This is a genomic window from Streptomyces chisholmiae (genome assembly GCF_031845445.1).
GTDB lineage: Bacteria > Actinomycetota > Actinomycetes > Streptomycetales > Streptomycetaceae > Streptomyces > Streptomyces chisholmiae.
On the sequence record NZ_JAVREO010000011.1, the window covers coordinates 95,691 to 114,366 of the forward strand.

Annotated in this window: 16 protein-coding genes; 11 read left to right on the forward strand and 5 right to left on the reverse strand. The window is 72.0% G+C overall.

Annotated features, from left to right (window positions below):
- The first annotated feature begins 18 nt into the window (after positions 1–18).
- On the forward strand, positions 19–966 hold the full coding sequence (locus RM844_RS19175) for an alpha/beta hydrolase (protein ID WP_311668500.1): 948 nt from the start codon (positions 19–21) through the stop codon (positions 964–966).
- Positions 967–976: 10 nt separating this feature from the next.
- Here RM844_RS19175 and RM844_RS19180 read toward each other — a convergent pair whose 3' ends face one another.
- Positions 977–2,116, reverse strand: a complete 1,140-nt coding sequence (locus tag RM844_RS19180; protein WP_311668501.1) for a helix-turn-helix domain-containing protein — start codon at positions 2,114–2,116, stop codon at positions 977–979.
- Between the two features lie 27 nt (positions 2,117–2,143).
- On the opposite strand from RM844_RS19180, the gene RM844_RS19185 reads away from it, so the two are divergent.
- Positions 2,144–3,115, forward strand: a complete 972-nt coding sequence (locus RM844_RS19185; protein ID WP_394814549.1) for an extracellular catalytic domain type 1 short-chain-length polyhydroxyalkanoate depolymerase — start codon at positions 2,144–2,146, stop codon at positions 3,113–3,115.
- A 476-nt stretch (positions 3,116–3,591) separates the two neighbouring features.
- Complete coding sequence (locus RM844_RS19190) at positions 3,592–4,410, forward strand: SAM-dependent methyltransferase (protein ID WP_311668502.1); 819 nt, start codon at positions 3,592–3,594, stop codon at positions 4,408–4,410.
- Positions 4,411–4,510: 100 nt separating this feature from the next.
- On the opposite strand, the gene ligD is transcribed toward RM844_RS19190, so the two are convergent.
- Positions 4,511–5,521, reverse strand: coding sequence for a non-homologous end-joining DNA ligase (ligD, locus tag RM844_RS19195; protein WP_311668503.1), 1,011 nt, complete (start codon positions 5,519–5,521; stop codon positions 4,511–4,513).
- A gap of 106 nt (positions 5,522–5,627) precedes the next feature.
- Here ligD and RM844_RS19200 point away from each other — a divergent pair, with 106 nt between their 5' ends.
- The 4 genes from RM844_RS19200 to RM844_RS19215 all read left to right on the forward strand — a co-directional run bounded on the left by RM844_RS19200 (position 5,628) and on the right by RM844_RS19215 (position 8,891).
- The gene (locus tag RM844_RS19200) at positions 5,628–5,993 is read left to right on the forward strand and encodes a PH domain-containing protein (protein WP_311668660.1); all 366 of its coding nucleotides are present in this window, start codon (positions 5,628–5,630) and stop codon (positions 5,991–5,993) included.
- Positions 5,994–6,061: 68 nt separating this feature from the next.
- Positions 6,062–7,132 carry an ATP-dependent DNA ligase gene (locus tag RM844_RS19205; protein ID WP_311668504.1) on the forward strand — a complete coding sequence of 357 codons (1,071 nt, stop codon included), beginning with the start codon at positions 6,062–6,064 and terminating at the stop codon, positions 7,130–7,132.
- Positions 7,133–7,449: 317 nt separating this feature from the next.
- Positions 7,450–8,256 (forward strand): SAM-dependent methyltransferase, encoded by an 807-nt coding sequence (locus RM844_RS19210; protein WP_311668505.1) that lies wholly within the window; start codon positions 7,450–7,452, stop codon positions 8,254–8,256.
- A gap of 119 nt (positions 8,257–8,375) precedes the next feature.
- On the forward strand, positions 8,376–8,891 hold the full coding sequence (locus RM844_RS19215) for an NUDIX domain-containing protein (RefSeq protein WP_311668506.1): 516 nt from the start codon (positions 8,376–8,378) through the stop codon (positions 8,889–8,891).
- Between the two features lie 9 nt (positions 8,892–8,900).
- Here the strand turns inward: RM844_RS19215 and RM844_RS19220 are convergent, their stop codons facing one another.
- The 3 genes from RM844_RS19220 to RM844_RS19230 form a co-directional block, all read right to left on the reverse strand.
- Complete coding sequence (locus tag RM844_RS19220; protein ID WP_311668507.1) at positions 8,901–10,007, reverse strand: type III polyketide synthase; 1,107 nt, start codon at positions 10,005–10,007, stop codon at positions 8,901–8,903.
- A gap of 76 nt (positions 10,008–10,083) precedes the next feature.
- Complete coding sequence (locus RM844_RS19225; RefSeq protein ID WP_311668508.1) at positions 10,084–11,289, reverse strand: cytochrome P450; 1,206 nt, start codon at positions 11,287–11,289, stop codon at positions 10,084–10,086.
- A 190-nt stretch (positions 11,290–11,479) separates the two neighbouring features.
- Positions 11,480–12,754, reverse strand: coding sequence for an ROK family transcriptional regulator (locus RM844_RS19230; RefSeq protein ID WP_311668509.1), 1,275 nt, complete (start codon positions 12,752–12,754; stop codon positions 11,480–11,482).
- Positions 12,755–13,072: 318 nt separating this feature from the next.
- Between RM844_RS19230 and RM844_RS19235 the strand changes: the two genes are divergently transcribed.
- From RM844_RS19235 to RM844_RS19250, 4 genes are read left to right on the forward strand one after another with little or no spacing between them, the layout of a single operon-like run.
- Positions 13,073–14,761 (forward strand): ABC transporter substrate-binding protein, encoded by a 1,689-nt coding sequence (locus RM844_RS19235; protein ID WP_311668510.1) that lies wholly within the window; start codon positions 13,073–13,075, stop codon positions 14,759–14,761.
- A 9-nt stretch (positions 14,762–14,770) separates the two neighbouring features.
- Complete coding sequence (locus tag RM844_RS19240; RefSeq protein ID WP_311668511.1) at positions 14,771–15,760, forward strand: ABC transporter permease; 990 nt, start codon at positions 14,771–14,773, stop codon at positions 15,758–15,760.
- Positions 15,761–15,774: 14 nt separating this feature from the next.
- Positions 15,775–17,685: a dipeptide/oligopeptide/nickel ABC transporter permease/ATP-binding protein gene (locus RM844_RS19245; RefSeq protein WP_311668512.1), complete on the forward strand. Its 1,911-nt coding sequence runs from the start codon at positions 15,775–15,777 to the stop codon at positions 17,683–17,685.
- The gene (locus tag RM844_RS19250) at positions 17,682–18,608 is read left to right on the forward strand and encodes an ABC transporter ATP-binding protein (RefSeq protein WP_311668513.1); all 927 of its coding nucleotides are present in this window, start codon (positions 17,682–17,684) and stop codon (positions 18,606–18,608) included. Before RM844_RS19245 ends, RM844_RS19250 begins: the two co-directional genes overlap by 4 nt.
- Positions 18,609–18,676 lie beyond the last annotated feature (68 nt).

Genomic DNA, 18,676 nt, shown 5'->3' on the forward strand with positions numbered 1-18,676 from the left:
AGCGAGAGGCGAGGCGGCATGGGCTACCCCTTTGATCCCGAACTGGCCGCCGCCGCCGTTATGTTGGCCGACCTCGACATCTCCGACCTGGCCGCCGCGCGGGCCGCGCAGGCCGCCGAGCTGGCCGCCGCGATGGCCGAGGCCGACGAACGGGGCGTGCTGGTGCGGGAGGTGCGGGTGCCGGGCCGCGCGCCAGGTGACCCCGAGGTGCCGCTGCGGATCTACCGACCGGCCGACGCCACCGGCCGGCTCCCCGCCGTCTACAGCGTGCACGGCGGTGGCTTCGTGCTCGGCTCCCTCGACGTGGACCACGACCTCAACCTGCGGTTCGCCCGCGAACTGCCCGCCGTGGTGGTCGCGGTGGACTACCGGCTGGCCCCCGAACACCCCTATCCGGCGCCGCTGGACGACGTGTTCGCCGGGCTGACCTGGCTGACCCGGCACACGGCCCACCTCGACGTGGACCAGGGCCGGATCGCCCTGTGGGGGGACAGCGCTGGCGCCGGCCTGGCGGCCGGGGTGGCGCTGCTGCTGCGCGACCTGGGCGCGCCGCCGCCGCGCCACCTGCACCTGCACAGCCCGGCGCTGGACGACCGGCTGGCCACCGCGAGCGCCCGCCGCTTCACTGACACGCCGGTCTGGAACCGCCGTAACGCGGCGCTCAGTTGGGCCGCCTACCTGGGTGCGGGGGTGCCCGGCGGCGCGGCCGTCCCGGCCTACGCGGCGCCCGCCCGGGCCGGCCAACTCACCGGGCTGCCACCGACGTTCGTCGCGGTCATGGAGTTCGACCCGCTGCGCGACGAGGCGTTGGCCTTCGCCGCGGCGCTCCGGGCCGCCGGGGTGCCCACCGAGGTGCGACGCTACCCGGGCACCTTCCACGGCTGCGCGGCGATCGGCCACGCCGGCGTCGGGCAGCGGATCAACGCGGACGGCCTGGCCGCCCTGCGGGTCGGGCTGAGCCGGTGACCGGCCCCGGTCAGGTGCCCGTCGAGGCCGACAAGCGCCAGGCGTGCAGGGCCAGTTGCGCCTTGAAACGGTCCTCGGGCTGGTGCAGCCGCCAGCCCAGCGCGCTCTCCACCACGGCCAGCCTGGCCGCGACCGAGCTGTGGTGCAGGTGCAGCGTGGCCGCTGCCTGGCGGAGCGACCCGGTGCGGCAGAACGCGGCCAGCGCCGCCAGGCCGAGCGCGCCGCCGTCCCGCTCGACCAGCTCCGCCAGCGCCCGCACCCCGGGCTCGGCCCGCAGCCTGGCCACCGGCACCTCGGCCAACAGCGCCAGCGGACCCAGCGCGTCGTGGTCCACCACGGCCTCCTCCGGGCCGCCCCCGCCGGCGAACCGCAGCGCCGTGGTGGCCTGCGCCCAGGAGCCGGCCGCCTGGGCCGCCGGCACCGCGCCGCCCACCCCGAACCTGATGCCCCGCGACCGCGCCCCGCCGGGCAGCCGCTCCCGACCGCGTTCGGCCAGCACGGCGCGCAGCGCCGCCGCCGGCGCCTCGGCGCCCTCCTCGGGCTGCACGATCGCCGCGGCCAGCGGGCCCACCGTGGCGACCCGGACCAGCGCGGCCAGCCCGGACCTCGCCAGCAGGGTCACCGCCACGACCCCGGCGTCGTCGGCGGCGTCGGCCGCCACGGCCAGCACCCGCAGCGGGACGCCCGGGTGCAGACCCAACAGCCGGACCGCGCGCGTCCGGTCCTCGATGCCCTCCCGCTCGGAGAGCACCCGCTCGACCAGGGCGGGGTCGGCCGCCCGCGGCGCGGGCCAGGGCCGGCCGGGGCCGACCCGGGCGGCCAGCGCCATCCACTCCAGGACCAGCGCGTCGAACGGCTCGGCCGCGCCGTCCCGTTCGAGCCAGACGCGCCCGGCGGGGCGCAGCTCCACGCTCGCCGAGACGTGTCCTGGCACCCCGGGCAGGGCCCGCCCGTCGGGCCCGAACCGCACCCGCCGGCCGTCGACCAGCTCCAGGCCGGCGGGGCACCGCACCAGCCCGGCCGTTGAACGCACCAGCGTCACCGGGTCGACCGTGCCACCGGCCAACAGCGCCTGGTAGTGGGCGATGACCCGGACGGCCGCGGCGGCGTCGGCGTCCAGCGCGGTCAACCGCTGCAACAGACCCTTCACGATCCGCAGTCTAGAAAGGGCGGAAACATGTTCACCAGAGCCGCGACACCCCCATCGCCACGCAGCCGCCTCCGCGCGGTCTGCGTCGCGCTCCTGAGCGGCGTACTCCCCGTGCTGGCCGCGCTGTTGGTCAGCGCTCCCCCCGCGCACGCCGCGACCCTCACCGAGATCAGGGACTTCGGCGAGAACCCCAGCAACCTGGGCATGCACCTCTACGTCCCGGACGGCGTGGGCGAACAGCCGGCGGTGCTGGTCGCGGTGCACTACTGCACCGGCTCGGGGCCGGCGTTCCACTCCGGCACCGAGTTCGCGTCGCTGGCCGACCGGTACGGCTTCATCGTCGTCTACCCCTCGGCGACCCGCGCCGGCCAGTGCTTCGACGTCTCGTCGCCACAGGCGCTGACCCGCGGCGGCGGCAGCGACCCGGTCGGCATCCGCTCGATGGTCGGCTACGTGGAGACCCACCACAACGCCGACCCGGACCGGATCTTCGTCACCGGGGCCTCGTCCGGCGCCATGATGACCAACGTGCTGCTCGGCGTCTACCCCGACGTCTTCGCCGCCGGCGCCGCCTACATGGGGGTGCCGTTCGGCTGCTTCGCGACCAACGACGGCTCGGAGTGGAACAGCGCCTGCGCGAACGGGCAGTTGATCCGGAGCCCGCAGGAGTGGGGCGACGCGGTCCGCGCCGCCTACCCCGGCTACGCCGGCCCCCGGCCGCGGATGCAGCTGTGGCACGGCACCGAGGACACCACCCTGCACCACAACAACCTCGGCGAGGAGGTCAAGCAGTGGACCGACGTGCTGGGCGTGAGCCAGACGCCGGTGCACAGCGACAGCCCGCAGCCCAACTGGAACCTGACCCGCTACGGGGACGCGGGGGAGCGGGCGCCGGTCGAGGCGATCAGCCTCGTGGGTGTGGGCCACTCGCTGCCGGGCGGCGGGATGGCCGCGCGGACCATCGCCTTCTTCGGCCTCGACGAGGCGGGTACCTCCTGACCTGACCCGGCCGGCGCTGTGCCGGCCGGCTGGTCCGGCCCGGGAGCGCCCCTCCCGGGCCGGACCAGGGTTGGGACGATCCAGCGCCTCCCGGGGAAGCGGGGCGCGCCGGTCTCCGGGCCGGGCCAGGGCCGCCCGTCAGCCGGCGACCGCGCGCGCCGCGTCCGGTCGGCCGGCGCGGCTGACCCGGCCGGTCTCCGGCAACGGGCCGCGCGCGCCGCCAGGTTCGGAACCGGCGACCGGGACGGCGGGTGCGGCGCGCCGATGGCGAGGTCCCAGCCGGGGAGGCACCACCGCCGCCCGTCCTGGTCGGCCGCCGGCCCGTGGGCACCGCCCACCCGGGCCGGGTCCGGGCCGCGCACCGCCGCGACCCGCCGCCCGTGGGGTGTCCCTGGGGTGTGCCTGGCCCGGCTGGCCGCGCCGGGCGGCTACGTTGGGCAGAGCCGGAGAGGGACGCACCGCAGGAGTAGGCCGTGATGACCGACGACCCGTCAACCGCCCGTGACCGTACGGTGTCCAAGATCGACACCTCGGTGCCGCACTCCGCCCGGATCTGGAACTACTGGCTGGGCGGCTCCGACAACTACGAGGTGGACCGGATCGCCGGCGACCAGTACCGGGAGGCCTTCCCCGGGATCGTGGACGTCGCCCGTGCCTCCCGGCAGTTCCTGGTCCGCTCCATCCGCTACCTGGCCCGCGACGCCGGCGTCCGACAGTTCCTCGACGTCGGCACCGGGCTGCCCACCGTCGACAACACCCACCAGGTCGCCCAGCGGATCAACCCCGAGGCGCGCATCGTCTACGTGGACCACGACCCGCTGGTCCTGCTGCACGCCAACGCGCTGCTCACCTCCACCGACGAGGGGCACACCGCCTACCTGGCGGCCGAGTTGCACGAACCGGAGCGGATCCTGGCCGCCGCGGCCGACCACCTGGACCTCGACCAGCCGGTCGGGCTCATCCTCAGCGGCATCCTCGGGCACGTGGACACGTACCAGGAGGCGCACGCCCTCGTCCGCCGGCTGCTGGACGGCGTGGCCCCCGGCAGCCACCTCTCGCTCAACGAGGGCACCGACACCGATCCGGCCTACTGCGCCGCCCAGGCCGTCTACAACGACTCGGGCGCCATCCCCTACCGGCTGCGCACCATGGACGAGATCAGGGGTTACTTCGAGGGGCTGGAGCTGGTCGATCCCGGAGTGGTGTCGGTGCCGCGCTGGCGCCCCGACCTGGCCTCGGCCGGCCACGGCCGGCGGGAGGTCGGACAGGCGGGGGGCGTGGGCCGCAAGCCCTGACCGCGCCGGCCCCGCACCACCGGGTCACGCACCCCCGGTCACGCACCCCCGGTCACGCACCCCCCGGTCACGCACCGCTCCGCGGCGCCGGCGCCGCGGGTCAGCGCTCCTTGCGGGCCCGGCTCGGCTGCACCCGCTTGGGCTCGCCGGCCACCTTGGGGTGGTCGGGCGGGTAGGGCAGATCGCCCAGGCCGTGCTCCCGCTCGTCCCGCTCGGCCAGCTCCAGCACCGCCTCCAGACGGCTGGGGTGGTCGGCCATCTCCGCGTGCCGGTCGCCCACTTCGGCGTAGCGGTCCGGCATGGTCGCCAGGTCGAAGTCCTCGGGCCTGGCGTCCGGCACCTCCTCCCAGTCCAGCGGCGCCGACACCGTCGCCCGCGGCCGCGGGCGGACGGAGTAGGCGCTGGCGATGGTCCGGTCCCTGGCCATCTGGTTGTAGTCCACGAAGATCCGCTCGCCGCGCTCCTCCTTCCACCAGGCCGTGGTGATCCGCTCCGGCGCCCGCCGCGCCAGCTCCCGGCCGATCGCGATGGCCGCCCGCCGCACCTGCGGGAAGGTCCACTCCGGCTCGATCGGCACGAACACGTGCAGCCCCCGGCCACCCGAGGTCTTCGGCCAGCCGCGCAGCCCCAGCTCGGTGAGCAGCTCCCGCAGGTCCAACGCGGCCCGGACGGCGTCCGCGTAGTCGGTGCCGGGCTGCGGGTCGAGGTCGATCCGCAGCTCGTCCGGGTGCTCGGTGTCGGCGCGCCGCACGGGCCACGGGTGGAAGGTGAGACAGCCCAGGTTGGCGGCCCAGACCAGGGCGGCCGGCTCGCTGGGCGCGATCTCGTCCGCGTACCGGCCGCTGGGGAAGGAGATCCGGCCGGTCGGGATCCACTCCGGCAGGTTCTTCGGCGCCCGCTTCTGGAAGAACGACTCGCCGGTCACCCCCTCGGGGAACCGCTGGAGTGTGGTCGGCCGGTCCCGCAGCGCGCGCAGCGCCCCGTCCGCCACCGCCTGGTAGTAACGGACCACGTCCAGCTTGGTGAAGCCGCGCTCCGGGAAGTAGACCTTGTCCGGGTGGGAGACCCGCACCCGCCGCTCGCCGACCGTGACCTCCACCGCGTCGCCCATACCTGCCACGGTAGGCCCGCAAGCCGCCCGCCGCAGGGTGGAACGGCGTGCTGTCAGTGCGGCGGGGTACTGTCCAGACAGATACTTTCGCACCGTGGGGGGCGTCATGGCGCTGTTCGGGAACGCGCACACCATCGATCCGCAGCAGGCGTACCAGGAGTACGCCAAGCTCTTCGGGCAGGGGGAGCGGGTGCTGGCGGCCTACCGGCTGATCCGGGACACCGTGCTGCTCACCGACCGCCGGCTGATCATGGTCGACAAGCAGGGCATCACGGGGAAGAAGGTCGAGTACCACTCGATCCCGTACAAGAGCATCAGCCACTTCGCGGTGGAGACGGCCGGCCACTTCGATCTGGACGCCGAGCTGAAGATCTGGCTCTCCAGCAGCACCACGCCGATCGAGAAGACCTTCACCAAGGGCGTGGACATCTACGAGGTCCAGGCGATACTCACCCAGTACGTCGCGCGCTAGGCCGGCCCGCCGCTCGAACGGCGGCGGCCGCCGGGCGGTGCGCGCGGGGTGCCGGGACAATCCGCAGCATGGAGCTGCCTGTGATGCCCCCCGTCAAGCCCATGCTGGCGCGGTCGGCCGCGCGCATCCCGCCCGGCCTGCACTACGAGGCCAAGTGGGACGGCTTCCGGGCGATCGTCTTCCGGGACGGCCCGGAGATCGAGTTCGGCAGCCGCTCGGGGAAGCCGCTCACCCGGTACTTCCCCGAGCTGGCCGAGGCGCTGCTGGCCCGGCTGCCCGAGCGCTGCGTGCTGGACGGCGAGATCGTCATCGCCAGGGAGGGCCGGCTCGACTTCGACGCGCTGCTGGAGCGCATCCACCCGGCCGACTCCCGGGTGCGGATGCTCGCCGAGCGGCACCCGGCCGGTTTTGTCGCCTTCGACCTGCTGGCCCTGGGGGAGCGCGCGCTGCTGGCCGAGCCGCTCGCCGAGCGGCGGCGGTTGCTGGGCGATGCGCTGGCCCAGGCCGGTCCTCCGCTCTTCCTGGCCCCGGCCACCACCGACCTCGACCTCGCGCAGGAGTGGTACGAGCGGTACGAGGGCGCCGGTCTTGACGGGGTGGTGGCCAAGCGGCTCGACCAGCCCTACACGCCGAACGAGCGCACCATGGTCAAGGTCAAGCACGAGCGGACGGCCGACTGCGTGCTGGCCGGCCTGCGGCACCACAAGAGCGGCCCGGTGGTCGGCTCCCTGCTGCTCGGCCTCTACAACGCCGAGGGCCGCCTGCAACACGTGGGCGTCTGCGCCTCGTTCACCGCCAAGCGGCGCGCCGAGCTGATGGCGGAGCTGACCCCGCTGCTGATGGACTCGGTCGAGGGCCACCCGTGGGCCGACTGGGCCCGCGAGGAGGCGCACGAGCGGGACCGGCTGCCCGGCGGCCCCAGCCGGTGGAGTGGCGGGAAGGACCTGAGCTGGCTGCCGCTGCGTCCGGAGCGGGTCTGCGAGGTGGCCTACGACCACATGCAGGGCGACCGCTTCCGGCACACCACCAGGTTCCGCCGCTGGCGGCCGGACCGGGAGCCGGCGGAGTGCACCTACGCGCAGCTGGCGGAGCCGGTCGGCTACGACCTCGCCGAGGTGCTCCCCGCGCCGGGCGACTGACCGGCCCGGCCCGACGGTCGGCGAACGGGCCGGCCGGCGCGCGGTGTGACGGTTCCTCGGCCGCGGACGTTTTATCGACGCATCGACAGAGCACCTCTAAGATGCGTTGCTGTTATGTATCTCCGCACGCCACCGGCCTCCTCGTCCACCGGCACGGGCCGCGTCAGCGCGCGCGGCCGCCCCGGCCGGGGCCGCTGAGCCGGGGGGGCGAGCGGCGGCGCCACGCTCGCACCGGCCGCCTCCCGCCCGCGCTCCCGCCCGCCGGCCGCGAAGCGCCCCGACCACCGCACCACACCGCACCACAGGAGAGACACGCCGTGACCGATGACGCACCCACGATCGACACGACGGTGCCGCACTCGGCTCGGATCTGGAACTACTGGCTCGGCGGGCGCGACCACTACGAGGTGGACCGGGTGGCCGGCGACCACTACTGCCGGATCTTCCCCGAGATGCCGCAGGTGGCCCGGGTCTCCCGCGCCTTCCTGGGGCGCGCCGTCCGCTACCTGGCGGGCGAGGTCGGTATCACGCAGTTCGTGGACATCGGCACCGGTCTGCCGCAGGACGAGAACACCCACCAGATCGCCCAGGGCGTCCACCCCGACGCCCGGATCGTCTACGTGGACAACGATCCGTTGGTGCTGGCCCACGCCCGGGCGCTGTTGCCCAGCGGCCCCAAGGGCGCGACCGACTACCTCCGCGCCGACCTGCGTGATCCGGCCGGCACCACGGCCGCCATCGCCCCGCTGCTCGATCCCGACCGGCCGGTGGGGCTGATCCTGAGCGGCGTGCTCGGCCACGTGCCCGACTACCCGGAGGCCAGGGAGATCGTCCGGAGCCTGCTGGCGGCGCTGCCGGCCGGCAGCCACCTCGCCGCCAGCGACGGCGCCACCGGTCACCCCGGCTTCGCCGAGGCCCAGCGGCACTACAACCACAGCGGCGCGGTGCCCTACCACCTCCGCACCCCGGCGGAGATCGCCGGGTTCTTCGACGGCCTGGAGCTGGTGGAGCCGGGCGTCGTCTGCTGCCCGCGCTGGCGCCCGCTCGCCGGGGGCCCGGCCGCCGGCCGCCTCGACCTGGAGATCGTCGGCGGCGTGGGCCGTAAGCCTGACCTGCGCCGGTAACCTCGCGGAAAGGTTCCGCCGCAGTTCGACCGCGGGACGCTGGGCCGACCGCGCACGCCGGGGCGGCCCGGTCGGCGGACCTGTCGAATGGTCGAGACTGGAAAGGCGAGGCGACCTCCATGGCGTACACCTACGGCCGCACCGTGACGCACTGCCCCTACTGCGGAGCCGACTACGCGGCCGTCGCGGGCTGGCCCAGGGACTGCCCGCGCTGTGGCGAGACGCTCTGGGCCAACCCGCTGCCGGTGGCCGTCGCCCTGTTGCCGGTGCGGACGGCGGACGGCGGCCGTGGCCTGGTGGTGGTCCGTCGGGACATCGAGCCGTGCCGTGGTGAACTGGCACTGCCCGGCGGTTACATGGAGATCGGTGAGGACTGGCGGCAGGCCGCCGCCCGGGAGCTGTGGGAGGAGACGGGTCTCACCGCCCCGGTGGAGGGGATCACGCTGCACGACGTGCGCAGCACCGAGCGGAACCTGAACGTCTTCGCGTTGCTGCCGCCCCGGGACGCGGCCACGCTGCCGCCGTCCCGCCCCACTCCGGAGGCGACCGAGTGGCTGGTGCTCACCCGCCCGGCGCCCCTCGCGTTCCCCTCCCACACCGACGTGCTGGCCGACTACCTGGCCGGCGCCGGCTGAGCTGGTGGGTCAGGCCACCCCCGCCCGCGGTTTGGCGCGCGTGGCCTGAGCGCCCAGCACCGGCCCGCTGTCGGTGACCCAACTGCCCAGCGCCATCTCGGCGGTGATGCCCGGGCCGAAGCCGGCGATCTGCCCTCTCGCCTCCTCCGGTGGCCCTCCGGTGGCGAACAGCCGCTCCAGCGCGTCGAAGACGACACAGCTGGCGATGTTCCCCCGCTCGGTGAGCGTGGCCCGGCTGAACCGGAACATCTCCGGCTCCACGTCCAGGAAGTGGCACAGGTCGTCCAGGATGCGGGGCCCCCCGGCGTGCACGATGTGGAAGTCCAGTCCTGAGACGTCCCACTCGTGCTCGGTGGCCAGCGTGCGCAGCGCCGGCGCCAGCATCTTCATCGTGGTGGGCACCCGCTTGTCCAGCTGGAAGTGGAAGCCGGTGGCCCGTACCGCGTAGGAGATCCAGTCCTCGGTGTCCGGCACCAGGTGGGAGCCGTTGCGTTCCAGCCGGACCCCGCTGCCGCCCTGGCCGCGCACCACGGCCGCCGCCACCGCGTCGCCGAAGAGGCCGTTGGAGAGCAACTGCCCCACGCCCAGGTCGGTCGGCTGGTAGCAGAGCGAGCAGAACTCACAGGCCACGATGAGCGCGTTGGCCTGCGGGTAGGCACGGCAGAAGTCGTGCGCCCGGTTGATCGCCGCGCCGCCGGCGGCGCAGCCGAGCTGCGCGATCGGCAGCTGGCGGGTCTCCGGCCGGAAGTCGAGCGCGTTGATCAGCCAGGCGGTCAACGACGGCATCATGAAGCCCGTGCAGGAGACGTAGACGATCAGGTCGATGTCCCGCACGCCGAGGCCGGCGTGGTCCAGTGCCCGGTAGACCACCTCGGGCACCCGGCGCTTGGCCTCCGCCTCGTACACCTGGTTCCGGGCCTCGAAGCCCGGGTGCTGGAGGGTCTCCTCGATGGGGCGCACGATATGCCGGGTGCGCACCCCGGTGTTCTCGATCAGCCTCAGGGCCAGGGGGAGCTGTGGGTGGTCGGCGTGCATGACGCGCGCCAACTCCAGGGTCTCCTCCAGGGTGAGAATGTTGTCCGGTACCGCGATCGCTGGTCTGCACAGAATGGCCATGATCCCCTCCCCTTGCCGCGGGCGGGGCCGGGTGCGCCCCGCGCGGCATCGATGGCAGTCTCAGTGGTGGTGCCGGTCACCAAGTGACCGGGAGCTCATACGGGTAGCGCCAGATCGACTCGTCGTTCCACCGCACATCCTCGGCCGGCACCGCCAGCCGCAGGTCGGGAAAGCGGCTCAGCAACGTGCCGATGGCCAGCTGGAGTTCCATCACGGCCAGCGGCGAGCCGATGCAGTGGTGGGCCCCCCAGCCGAAGGTCATGTGGGGCGCCGGCGGCCGGTCCAGGTCCAGCTCGTCGGGCTCGGTGAAGCGTGCCGGGTCGCGGTTCGCCGCCAGGTAGGAGACGTGCACCGTGTCGTTGGCGCGGATGGTGACGTCGCCGATGGTGACGTCCTCCAGGGCGATCCTGGGGATGCCCACCCCCTTGCGGAACGGGATGTACCGCAGCAGCTCCTCCAGCGCGTCCGGCAGCTTCTCCGGCCTGGCCCGCAGCTTGGCCAGCTGCTCGGGGTGGGTGAGCAGCGTGTAGGTGATGTTGCTCAGCTGGTAGGTGCTGGTGTCGTGGCCGGTCATCATCAGGACCATGGCCATCACGGTCAGCTCGTCCGTGCCGAGCCGTTCCTCGCCGTCCCTGGCCGTGGCCAGGGAGCTGATCAGGTCCTCGCCTGGGTTCGCCCGGCGGGCGGCGGTCAGCTCGGCGAAGTAGTCGCGCAGCTCGGCCTTGGCCTGGACCGCGGCCTCCTTGGTGGCGGGCCCGGTGGCCATCATGGCCATCGCCCGGCGGCGCAGCTCGGGGCGGTCGGCCTCGGGGATGTCGAGGACCTCGCAGATGGTGGTCAGCGGCAGCTGGCTGGAGAGGTGGTGGACCAGGTCGGCCGGCGGGCCGTGGTCGGCCATCTCGTCCAGCAGCCGGTCCACGATCCGCTGGGTGGCCGGCTTCATCCGCTCCACCTTGGGCGCGGTGAACGCCTGGGCGACGAGGCGGCGCAGCCGGCTGCTGGCCGGCGGGTCGAGCAGGTTGATCGATTCGGACTGGACGATGGGCGCGGGTGTCATCCGGGGGAAGTCCCGCCCGGTCACGGCCGCCCGGCTGAACCGGCGGTCGGTGGTGACCAGTCGAACATCCTCGTAGCGGGTGACCAGCCAGGCCGTGCCCTCACCATAGGACATGGTGATGCGCGCGACCGGCGCCTCGGTCATCAGTTGTCTGAGCGTGGGGTCGAAGTCGAGCCCTTCGGCGAAGTCGAAGGGGCAGTGGTGGACGGCGTCGGAGGTAGCCAACGGAGGCGCTCCAGTTCGTCGGGGATCGCCTGGACGAAACGTTCTGTCCCCGTCCGGCCCGGCCGTCATGTGTCACCAGGGCGGAATTAACCCGTTAGAGGAGAGATACCGCGATATTTCTTCACTTTGGGTAGTGCGTTCCCCGGAGATCGCGGGGGCACGCGGCGCGCACCCCCGCGCGTGTGGGGTGTCAACGGCTCGCCGGCTGCCCGGTGGGCTCAGCGTCTCCCAGATTGTCCGGCAGGCGCAAACCCTCGCGCAGCGGGACCAGTTCGGACTGGAGCACCAGGGCGGCGGCGCCGATGGCCGGCGCGGTCGCCGCGGACCGGGAGAGCCGCACCGTGACGGAGTGCGTCGCCCGGGAGAAGAACGAGCGGTCCAGCTCCTCGCGCACCACCGGCAGGTAGAAGGAGCCGGCGATGGCCAGGCTGGGCCCGGTCAGCACCAGCTGCTCCAGGTCCATCACGTTGGCCAGGGTGCGGGCGGCGACGGCCAAGTGCCGGGCCGAGTCCTCCAGCAGCCGCCTGGCCGGCACGTCGCCGCGGAGCGCGGCCCGGGTGATGGCGGCGAAGTCGGCCAGCCAGCGCGGCCGCTCGGGGGCCTCGGGCAGCCCGGCGGAGCGGGCCAGCGCGGTGTCGGCGCGGGCGGCGGCGACCACTGCGCCGGGGCCGGCCAGGATCTCGGTGCAGCCGCGGGCGCCGCACCAGCACTCGGGACCGTTGACATCGAGACAGATGTGGCCGATCTCGCCGGCGTTCCCGCTGGCGCCGCGGTAGGTGATGCCGTTGACCATCATGCCGGAGCCGATGCCGGTGCCCATGTAGATGGCGGCGAAGGTCGAGGTGCCGCCCACGTCGCCCGACCAGTGCTCGCCCAGCGCGGCGGCGGTCGCGTCGTTGTCCAGCACCACCGGGAGGCGGGTGGCCGCCTCCAGCGTGCTCGCCAGTGGGTAGTCTTCCCAGTGCCGCATCGTCGGTGGGCTCAGCCGCATGCCGCTGCTCTGGTTCATGGGGCCGGGGGCGACCAGGCCGAGGCCCAGTATCCTGCTGCGGTCGACACCGGCGCCGTCGATCAGGGCGTCGACCTCGGTGGCCATGCGATCCATGATCACCGGGGGCTCCTCGGTGCCTATGCCCGCCCGGGACATCCGGGCGACCACGGAACCACCCAGGTTGGTCAGCACGTAGGTGAGACCGGCATGGTCCAGATGCACCCCGACGGCGAAGCGGGAGGACTGGTTGAGCTGGAGCAGCACGCGGCGCTTGCCGCCGGTGGACTCCGCCCGCCCGGACTCCAACACCAGACCGTCGTCGATCAGTCGCCGGACCACGGTGGAGATGGTGGCGCCGGTGAACCCCGTGGCCCTGACGAGCCCGACCCGGCTGATCGTGCCCGCCGCCCGGATCACGTCGAGCACCGCCGCCCGGCTGCTGGCATGTGGCGTCGCTCCGGCTGGTCCGCTCACTGAATCCTCACCCTCCGCACCCCGCACGGGAGTTCACCGCTTCGTTGCGCTTCGCGCTGGTGACACTGTGCGACTCTTAGTTTATTTGGCTGACGAAGCTTTTGGCCAGTGCCGGGGGGTTCGGGAGGTGAATCTCCGGTGATCATGGCGCACGGTGATGTGTGCGCGACCGACCGTGTCCACCCAACTGCGCACGTGTCGTTGTCTGTTCGTGTCATTGGAGGGTTGACTTTGTTAATTCGGCGGCTTAACAATCACATACCCCTGGGTGACTCCGCCCATGCCCCAACGACGGGGCAGGTTAAGAGAGGAACAAGAATGTCCTTGCACGCAAGGTGGCGGCGCGCGCGAGCGGCGGCGATCGGGACGGTCACGATCGGTCTGCTGGCGACTGGATGCGGCGGGTCGAGCGGTGGTTCCTCCACCGACCCGGACACGTTGATCGTCTACACCGGTCTCGCCGGCCAGTGGCAGCGCAACTACAACCCCTACTCGCCGGAGTCGATCGAGGGGATCGGCAGCATCTACGAGCCGCTGTTCTTCTTCAACATCGCGCGCCAGGACGAGCCGACCAGCCGGCTGGGCACCGAGTTCGCGTGGAACGACGACGGCACCGAGCTGGCCATCACCCTGCGTGAGGGAGTCACCTGGTCCGACGGTGAGGCGTTCGACGCGGAGGACGTCGCCTTCACCTTCGACATGATCCGGGACACCCCGGCCTTCAACAGCTTCGGGTTCGACGGCTCCACCGAGGTCGTGGACGCCAACAACGTGCTCGTCTCCTTCGAGGAGCCGTCCTACATGGACGCGCCCCAGCTCCTCGGCAAGACCTACGTGGTCCCCGAGCACATCTGGTCCGGCATAGAAGAGCCGGAGACCGACATCATGGCGGACCCGATCGGGACCGGCCCGTTCCGCCTCGGCAACTTCGAGCCGCAGGCGTTCACCCTGGAGGCGAACCCGGACTACTGGGACGGCGAGCCCGACCTGAAGAACGTCCGCTACGTCGCGCTCTCCGGCAACCAGGCGGGTGCCGACGCGCTGGCCGCCGGCGAGATCGACTGGCAGACCGGCCCGGTGCCGGACATCGCCAACTTCGAGCGTAACCACGAGGGTTACAAGTCGATCACCATCCCGATGAACCAGATGGTGCTGGCCACCTGCTCCAACGTCGAGCTGGGCTGTGAGGGGCCGCAGACCGACCCGGCCGTGCGCCACGCGATCTTCCACGCGATGGACCGGGACGTCCTCAACTCGCTGGCCTTCCAGGACACCGCGAGCGAGATCTCCCCCGGATTCGCGCTGCCCGAGCGGGACGCCGCCTACGTCTCCGCGCAGCTGGAGAACCGGGTCGCCAACGGCTCCGCCGACACCGCCCAGTCGGAGGAGATCCTGGAGGCCGCCGGCTACCAGCGCGGCAGCGACGGCATCTACGCCAAGGACGGCGTCAAGCTGGAGCTGAGCGTCCGGGTGGTGACCGGCTGGACCGACTACATCACCGCCGTCAACACCATGGCCGAGCAGCTGAACGAGGCCGGCATCAAGCTGAACGTCAACCAGGCCTCCTGGAACGAGACCACCGACGCCCGCAACTCCGGCAACTTCCAGCTGGCGATCGACTCGCTCTACCCCGGCGCCTCGCCCGACCCGTACTACGTCTACTACCAGTTCTTCCACAGCCAGAGCACCAAGCCGGTCGGTGAGAGCGCCAACCCGAACTGGGCCCGCTACGCCAACGACGAGGTCGACGAGGCGCTTGAGGAGCTGTCCCAGCTCGACCCGGATGCCGGTCAGGACGTGCGTCAGCCGTTCTACGACACCATCCAGGCCAACATCGAGCAGGACATGCCGTACATCCCGATCCTGGTCGGCGGCACCACCAGCCAGTTCAACTCCGGTAAGTTCACCGGCTGGCCGACCGACGTGAACCTGTACGCCTTCCCGGCGGTGTGGTCGCGTCCCGACCAGTCGCAGATCTTCGCCAACCTGAAGCCCGCTGGTGAGTGACGCTGCCCCATGAGGTACTACGTCCGGAAGCTCGGGTTCTACCTCGTCGCCCTCTGGGCGGCGTTGACCCTGAACTTCTTTATCCCGCGAATGATGCCGGGGAACCCGGTCGACGCGTTGCTGGGCAAGCTCCAGCAGCGCGGCGGCCAGATCGGCCCCGAAGTGCGCGAGTCCTACGAGGTGCTGCTCGGCACCAACGACGGAGAGCCGCTGTGGAACCAGTACTTCTCCTACCTGGGGAACCTGTTCCGGGGTGATCTCGGCGTTGCCACCAGTGCCTTCCCGGCCGAGGTCACCGACGTGATCGGCCAGTCCCTTCCCTGGACCATCGGGCTGGTGGGTATCGCCACCCTGCTGTCGTTCGTGCTGGGCGTAGTGCTTGGCGCGGTGGTGGGCTGGCGGCGAGGTTCCTGGCTTGACTCGTTGGTTCCGGCCACCACCGTGCTCTCCGCGGTGCCCTACTTCTGGCTCGCCCTGATCTTCGTGCTGGTCTTCTCCTCCAACCTCGGTTGGTTCCCGCTCAACCTGGGTTACGACGTGGCCCTGCCGACGGGCTGGAACTGGGAGTTCATCAGCTCGGTGATCGAGCACGGCACGCTGCCCGCGCTGACCATCGTGGTCTCCTCGGTGGGCGGCTGGCTGCTGGGCATGCGGAACATGATGGTCTCCACCATCTCCGAGGACTACATCCTCACCGCGCAGGCCAAGGGGCTGCGCGACCGCCGGATCATGACCAGGTACGCGGCACGGAACGCGGTCCTGCCCTCGGTGGCCGGATTCGCCATCTCCCTGGGCTTCGTCGTCTCCGGCTCCATCGTGACCGAGCAGGTCTTCTCCTACCCGGGTATCGGCTCGCAGCTCCTGCAGGCCGTGCAGAACAGCGACTACGCCCTGATGCAGGGGATCTTCCTGGTGATCACGCTGGCGGTACTGGGCGCGAACCTGGTGGTTGACCTCCTGTACGGCGCCATCGACCCACGTACCCGAGTCGAGAACTGATCAGGAGCGGCATTGTGACCAATATCAGTCCGCTCCCCGGCGGCGCCGACGAGAGCGCGCCGCCCGCAGGGGGCACGACGGACCCGATCGCCGCGGCGCCTCGCCGCAGCAAGAGCGGTCTGCGCGCGCTGCTTCCGAGCTGGTCCGCCAGACTCGGCATCGGCCTCTTCCTGGTGCTCGGCGTGGCGCTGTTCGGCATCGTCGGACCGCCGTTCTTCCCGAACCCCAACGCCATCGACCCGATCGGCATGACCGAGCCCAGCGGCGACTACCTGCTGGGCACCACCCAGACCGGCCAGGACGTGCTGGCCCAACTGGCGCACTCCACCCGGGGTTCGCTCCAGATCGGCCTGCTCGTCGGGGTGTTGGCGACGCTGTTGTCCGCGATCTTCGGCATCGTCGGGGGCTACCTCGGCGGCGCGGTGGACGAGGGCTTCTCCCTGCTGACCAACATCATGCTGGTGATCCCCGGCCTGCCGCTGGTGATCGTGGTCGCCGGCTTCGTGCCGGCCGAGGACCGCGGTTGGTGGACGGTCGCCCTGGTGCTGGCCCTCACCGGCTGGGCCGCGGCGGCCCGGGTGCTCCGCGCCCAGACGCTGTCCATCCGCAACCGCGACTATGTCGCGGCGGCCCGGGTGGCCGGCGAGAAGCCGTGGCGGATCGTCTCCGTGGAGATCCTGCCCAACCTGCTGCCGCTGCTGGCCTCGCAGTTCGTCTTCGCGGTGATCGCCGCGATCCTGGCCGAGGCCGGCCTGTCCTTCCTGGGGCTCGGCGCCTCCAACAGCCACACCCTGGGCACCATGCTGTACTTCGCCCAGAACGGCTTCGCGCTCCAGTACGAGGCGTGGTGGTGGTTCGTGCCACCCGGGTTGCTGATCGCGCTCTTCGGCTGCGGTCTTGCGTTGATCAACTTCAGCATCGACGAGATCATCAACCCCAAGCTGCGCACCGCCACCAAGGTGAAGGCGGTCGGCGACGTCGCCAAGACCGCGGTCGCCGAGTCGGCGGCCTCGACCACCGCGTCGGCCGAGGAGTCGCGCGAGGACGTGGTGCTGACCGTGCGCGGGCTCAACGTGGTCTACCAGACCGCCAAGCCGGTGCACGCCGTCAAGGACGTCTCGCTCACCCTGCGGCGCGGCGAGATCCTCGGCCTGGCCGGCGAGTCCGGCTGCGGCAAGACGACCCTGGCCTACGCCATCAACCGGTTGCACCGGCCGCCGGCCGAGGTCACCGAGGGCACCGTCACCTTCCACGACCGCTCCGGGACGGACATCGACCTGCTCGCCCTGGAGAACGAGGAGCTGCGGACCTTCCGCTGGTCCAAGCTGTCGATGGTGTTCCAGGGCGCGATGAACTCGCTCAACCCGGTGATCACCATCCACGAGCAGCTGGACGACGTGCTCACCACGCACAAGCCGGAGATGTCCAAGGAGGCCAGGCGGGAGCGGTGCGCCGAGGTGCTCACCCTGGTCGGGGTGGACCCGGTGCGGCTCGACTCCTTCCCGCACGAGCTGTCCGGCGGGATGCGGCAGCGGGTCATGATCGCCATGGCCATGCTGCTCGACCCGCAGGTGATGATCATGGACGAGCCCACCACGGCGCTCGATGTGGTGGTCCAGCGGGGCATCCTCCGGGAGATCATCCGGCTCCGCGACGAGCTGGGCTTCGCGGTCATCTTCATCACGCACGACCTGCCGTTGCTGCTGGAACTCACCGACCGCATCGCGGTGATGAAGTCCGGCGAGATCGTCGAGTACGCCCCGTCGGAGGAGATCTACACCCGCCCGCGGCACGAGTACACCCGCCGGTTGCTGGAGTCCTTCCCCAGCCTGACCGGGGAGCGTGGCTCCTTCATCCGCACCGGCGAGTCCACCCGACGGGCCGACCCTCCGGCGGCCAGCGCGAACGAAAGGGCGCAGCGATGACCGCACTTGAGGTCCGCGACCTGGTCAAGGACTACCCGATCCGCTCCGGGCTCCGCCGGTCCACGCTGCGCGCGGTCAACCACGTCTCCTTCACCCTCAAGCCGGGCCGCACCGTGGCCCTGGTGGGGGAGTCGGGGTCCGGCAAGTCGACGGTCGCCAAGACCATCGCCCGGCTGGAGCGGCCGACCGGCGGGGAGATCATCGCCACCAAGGACGACGGCACCCGGGTCGGCAACCGGGAGTACCGCGACCACGTGCAGATGGTCTTCCAGGACCCGTTCGCCTCGCTCAACCCGTTCCACAGCATCGAGCACCACCTGGCCAGGCCGCTGAAGCTGCACGGCAAGACCAAGGGGAGCGCGGAGACCAGGGAGCGGGTGGAGCAGCTCCTGGAGCGGGTCAACCTGACGCCGGCGGCCGACATGGCGCCGCGCCGGCCGCACGAGCTGTCCGGTGGACAGCGCCAGCGGGTGGCCATCGCCCGGGCGCTGGCGCCCGGGGCGCAGGTGGTGATCGCCGACGAGCCGGTCTCCATGCTGGACGTCTCGATCCGGCTGGGGGTGCTGAACCTGCTGGCCAGGCTCCAGCGCGAGGACAACCTGGCGGTGCTCTACATCACCCACGACCTCGCCACCGCGCGGCACTTCTCCGACGACATCCTGGTGATGTACCGGGGACGGGTGGTGGAGCGGGGGCCGGCCGACGAGGTGATCCTCAACCCGCGACACTCCTACACCCAGTTGCTGGCCGCCGCGGCGCCCAACCCGGACGAGCGGGGCCGTTCGCTGGCCGACTCGCCGGGCGCGATCAGCCGCGCCGACCTCGCACGTGGCTACGACCACGTCACGGGGGAGTGGTACGAGTTCGACCGGCCGGTCTCGGTCCCGGCGCAGGGCGCGGGACCGGAGGTCAGCCCCTCCTGAGCGGGTGACGAACGACCAGGGCGGGGGACGGTGGCTTGCGCCGCCGTCCCCCGCCGGGTCGTACCCCG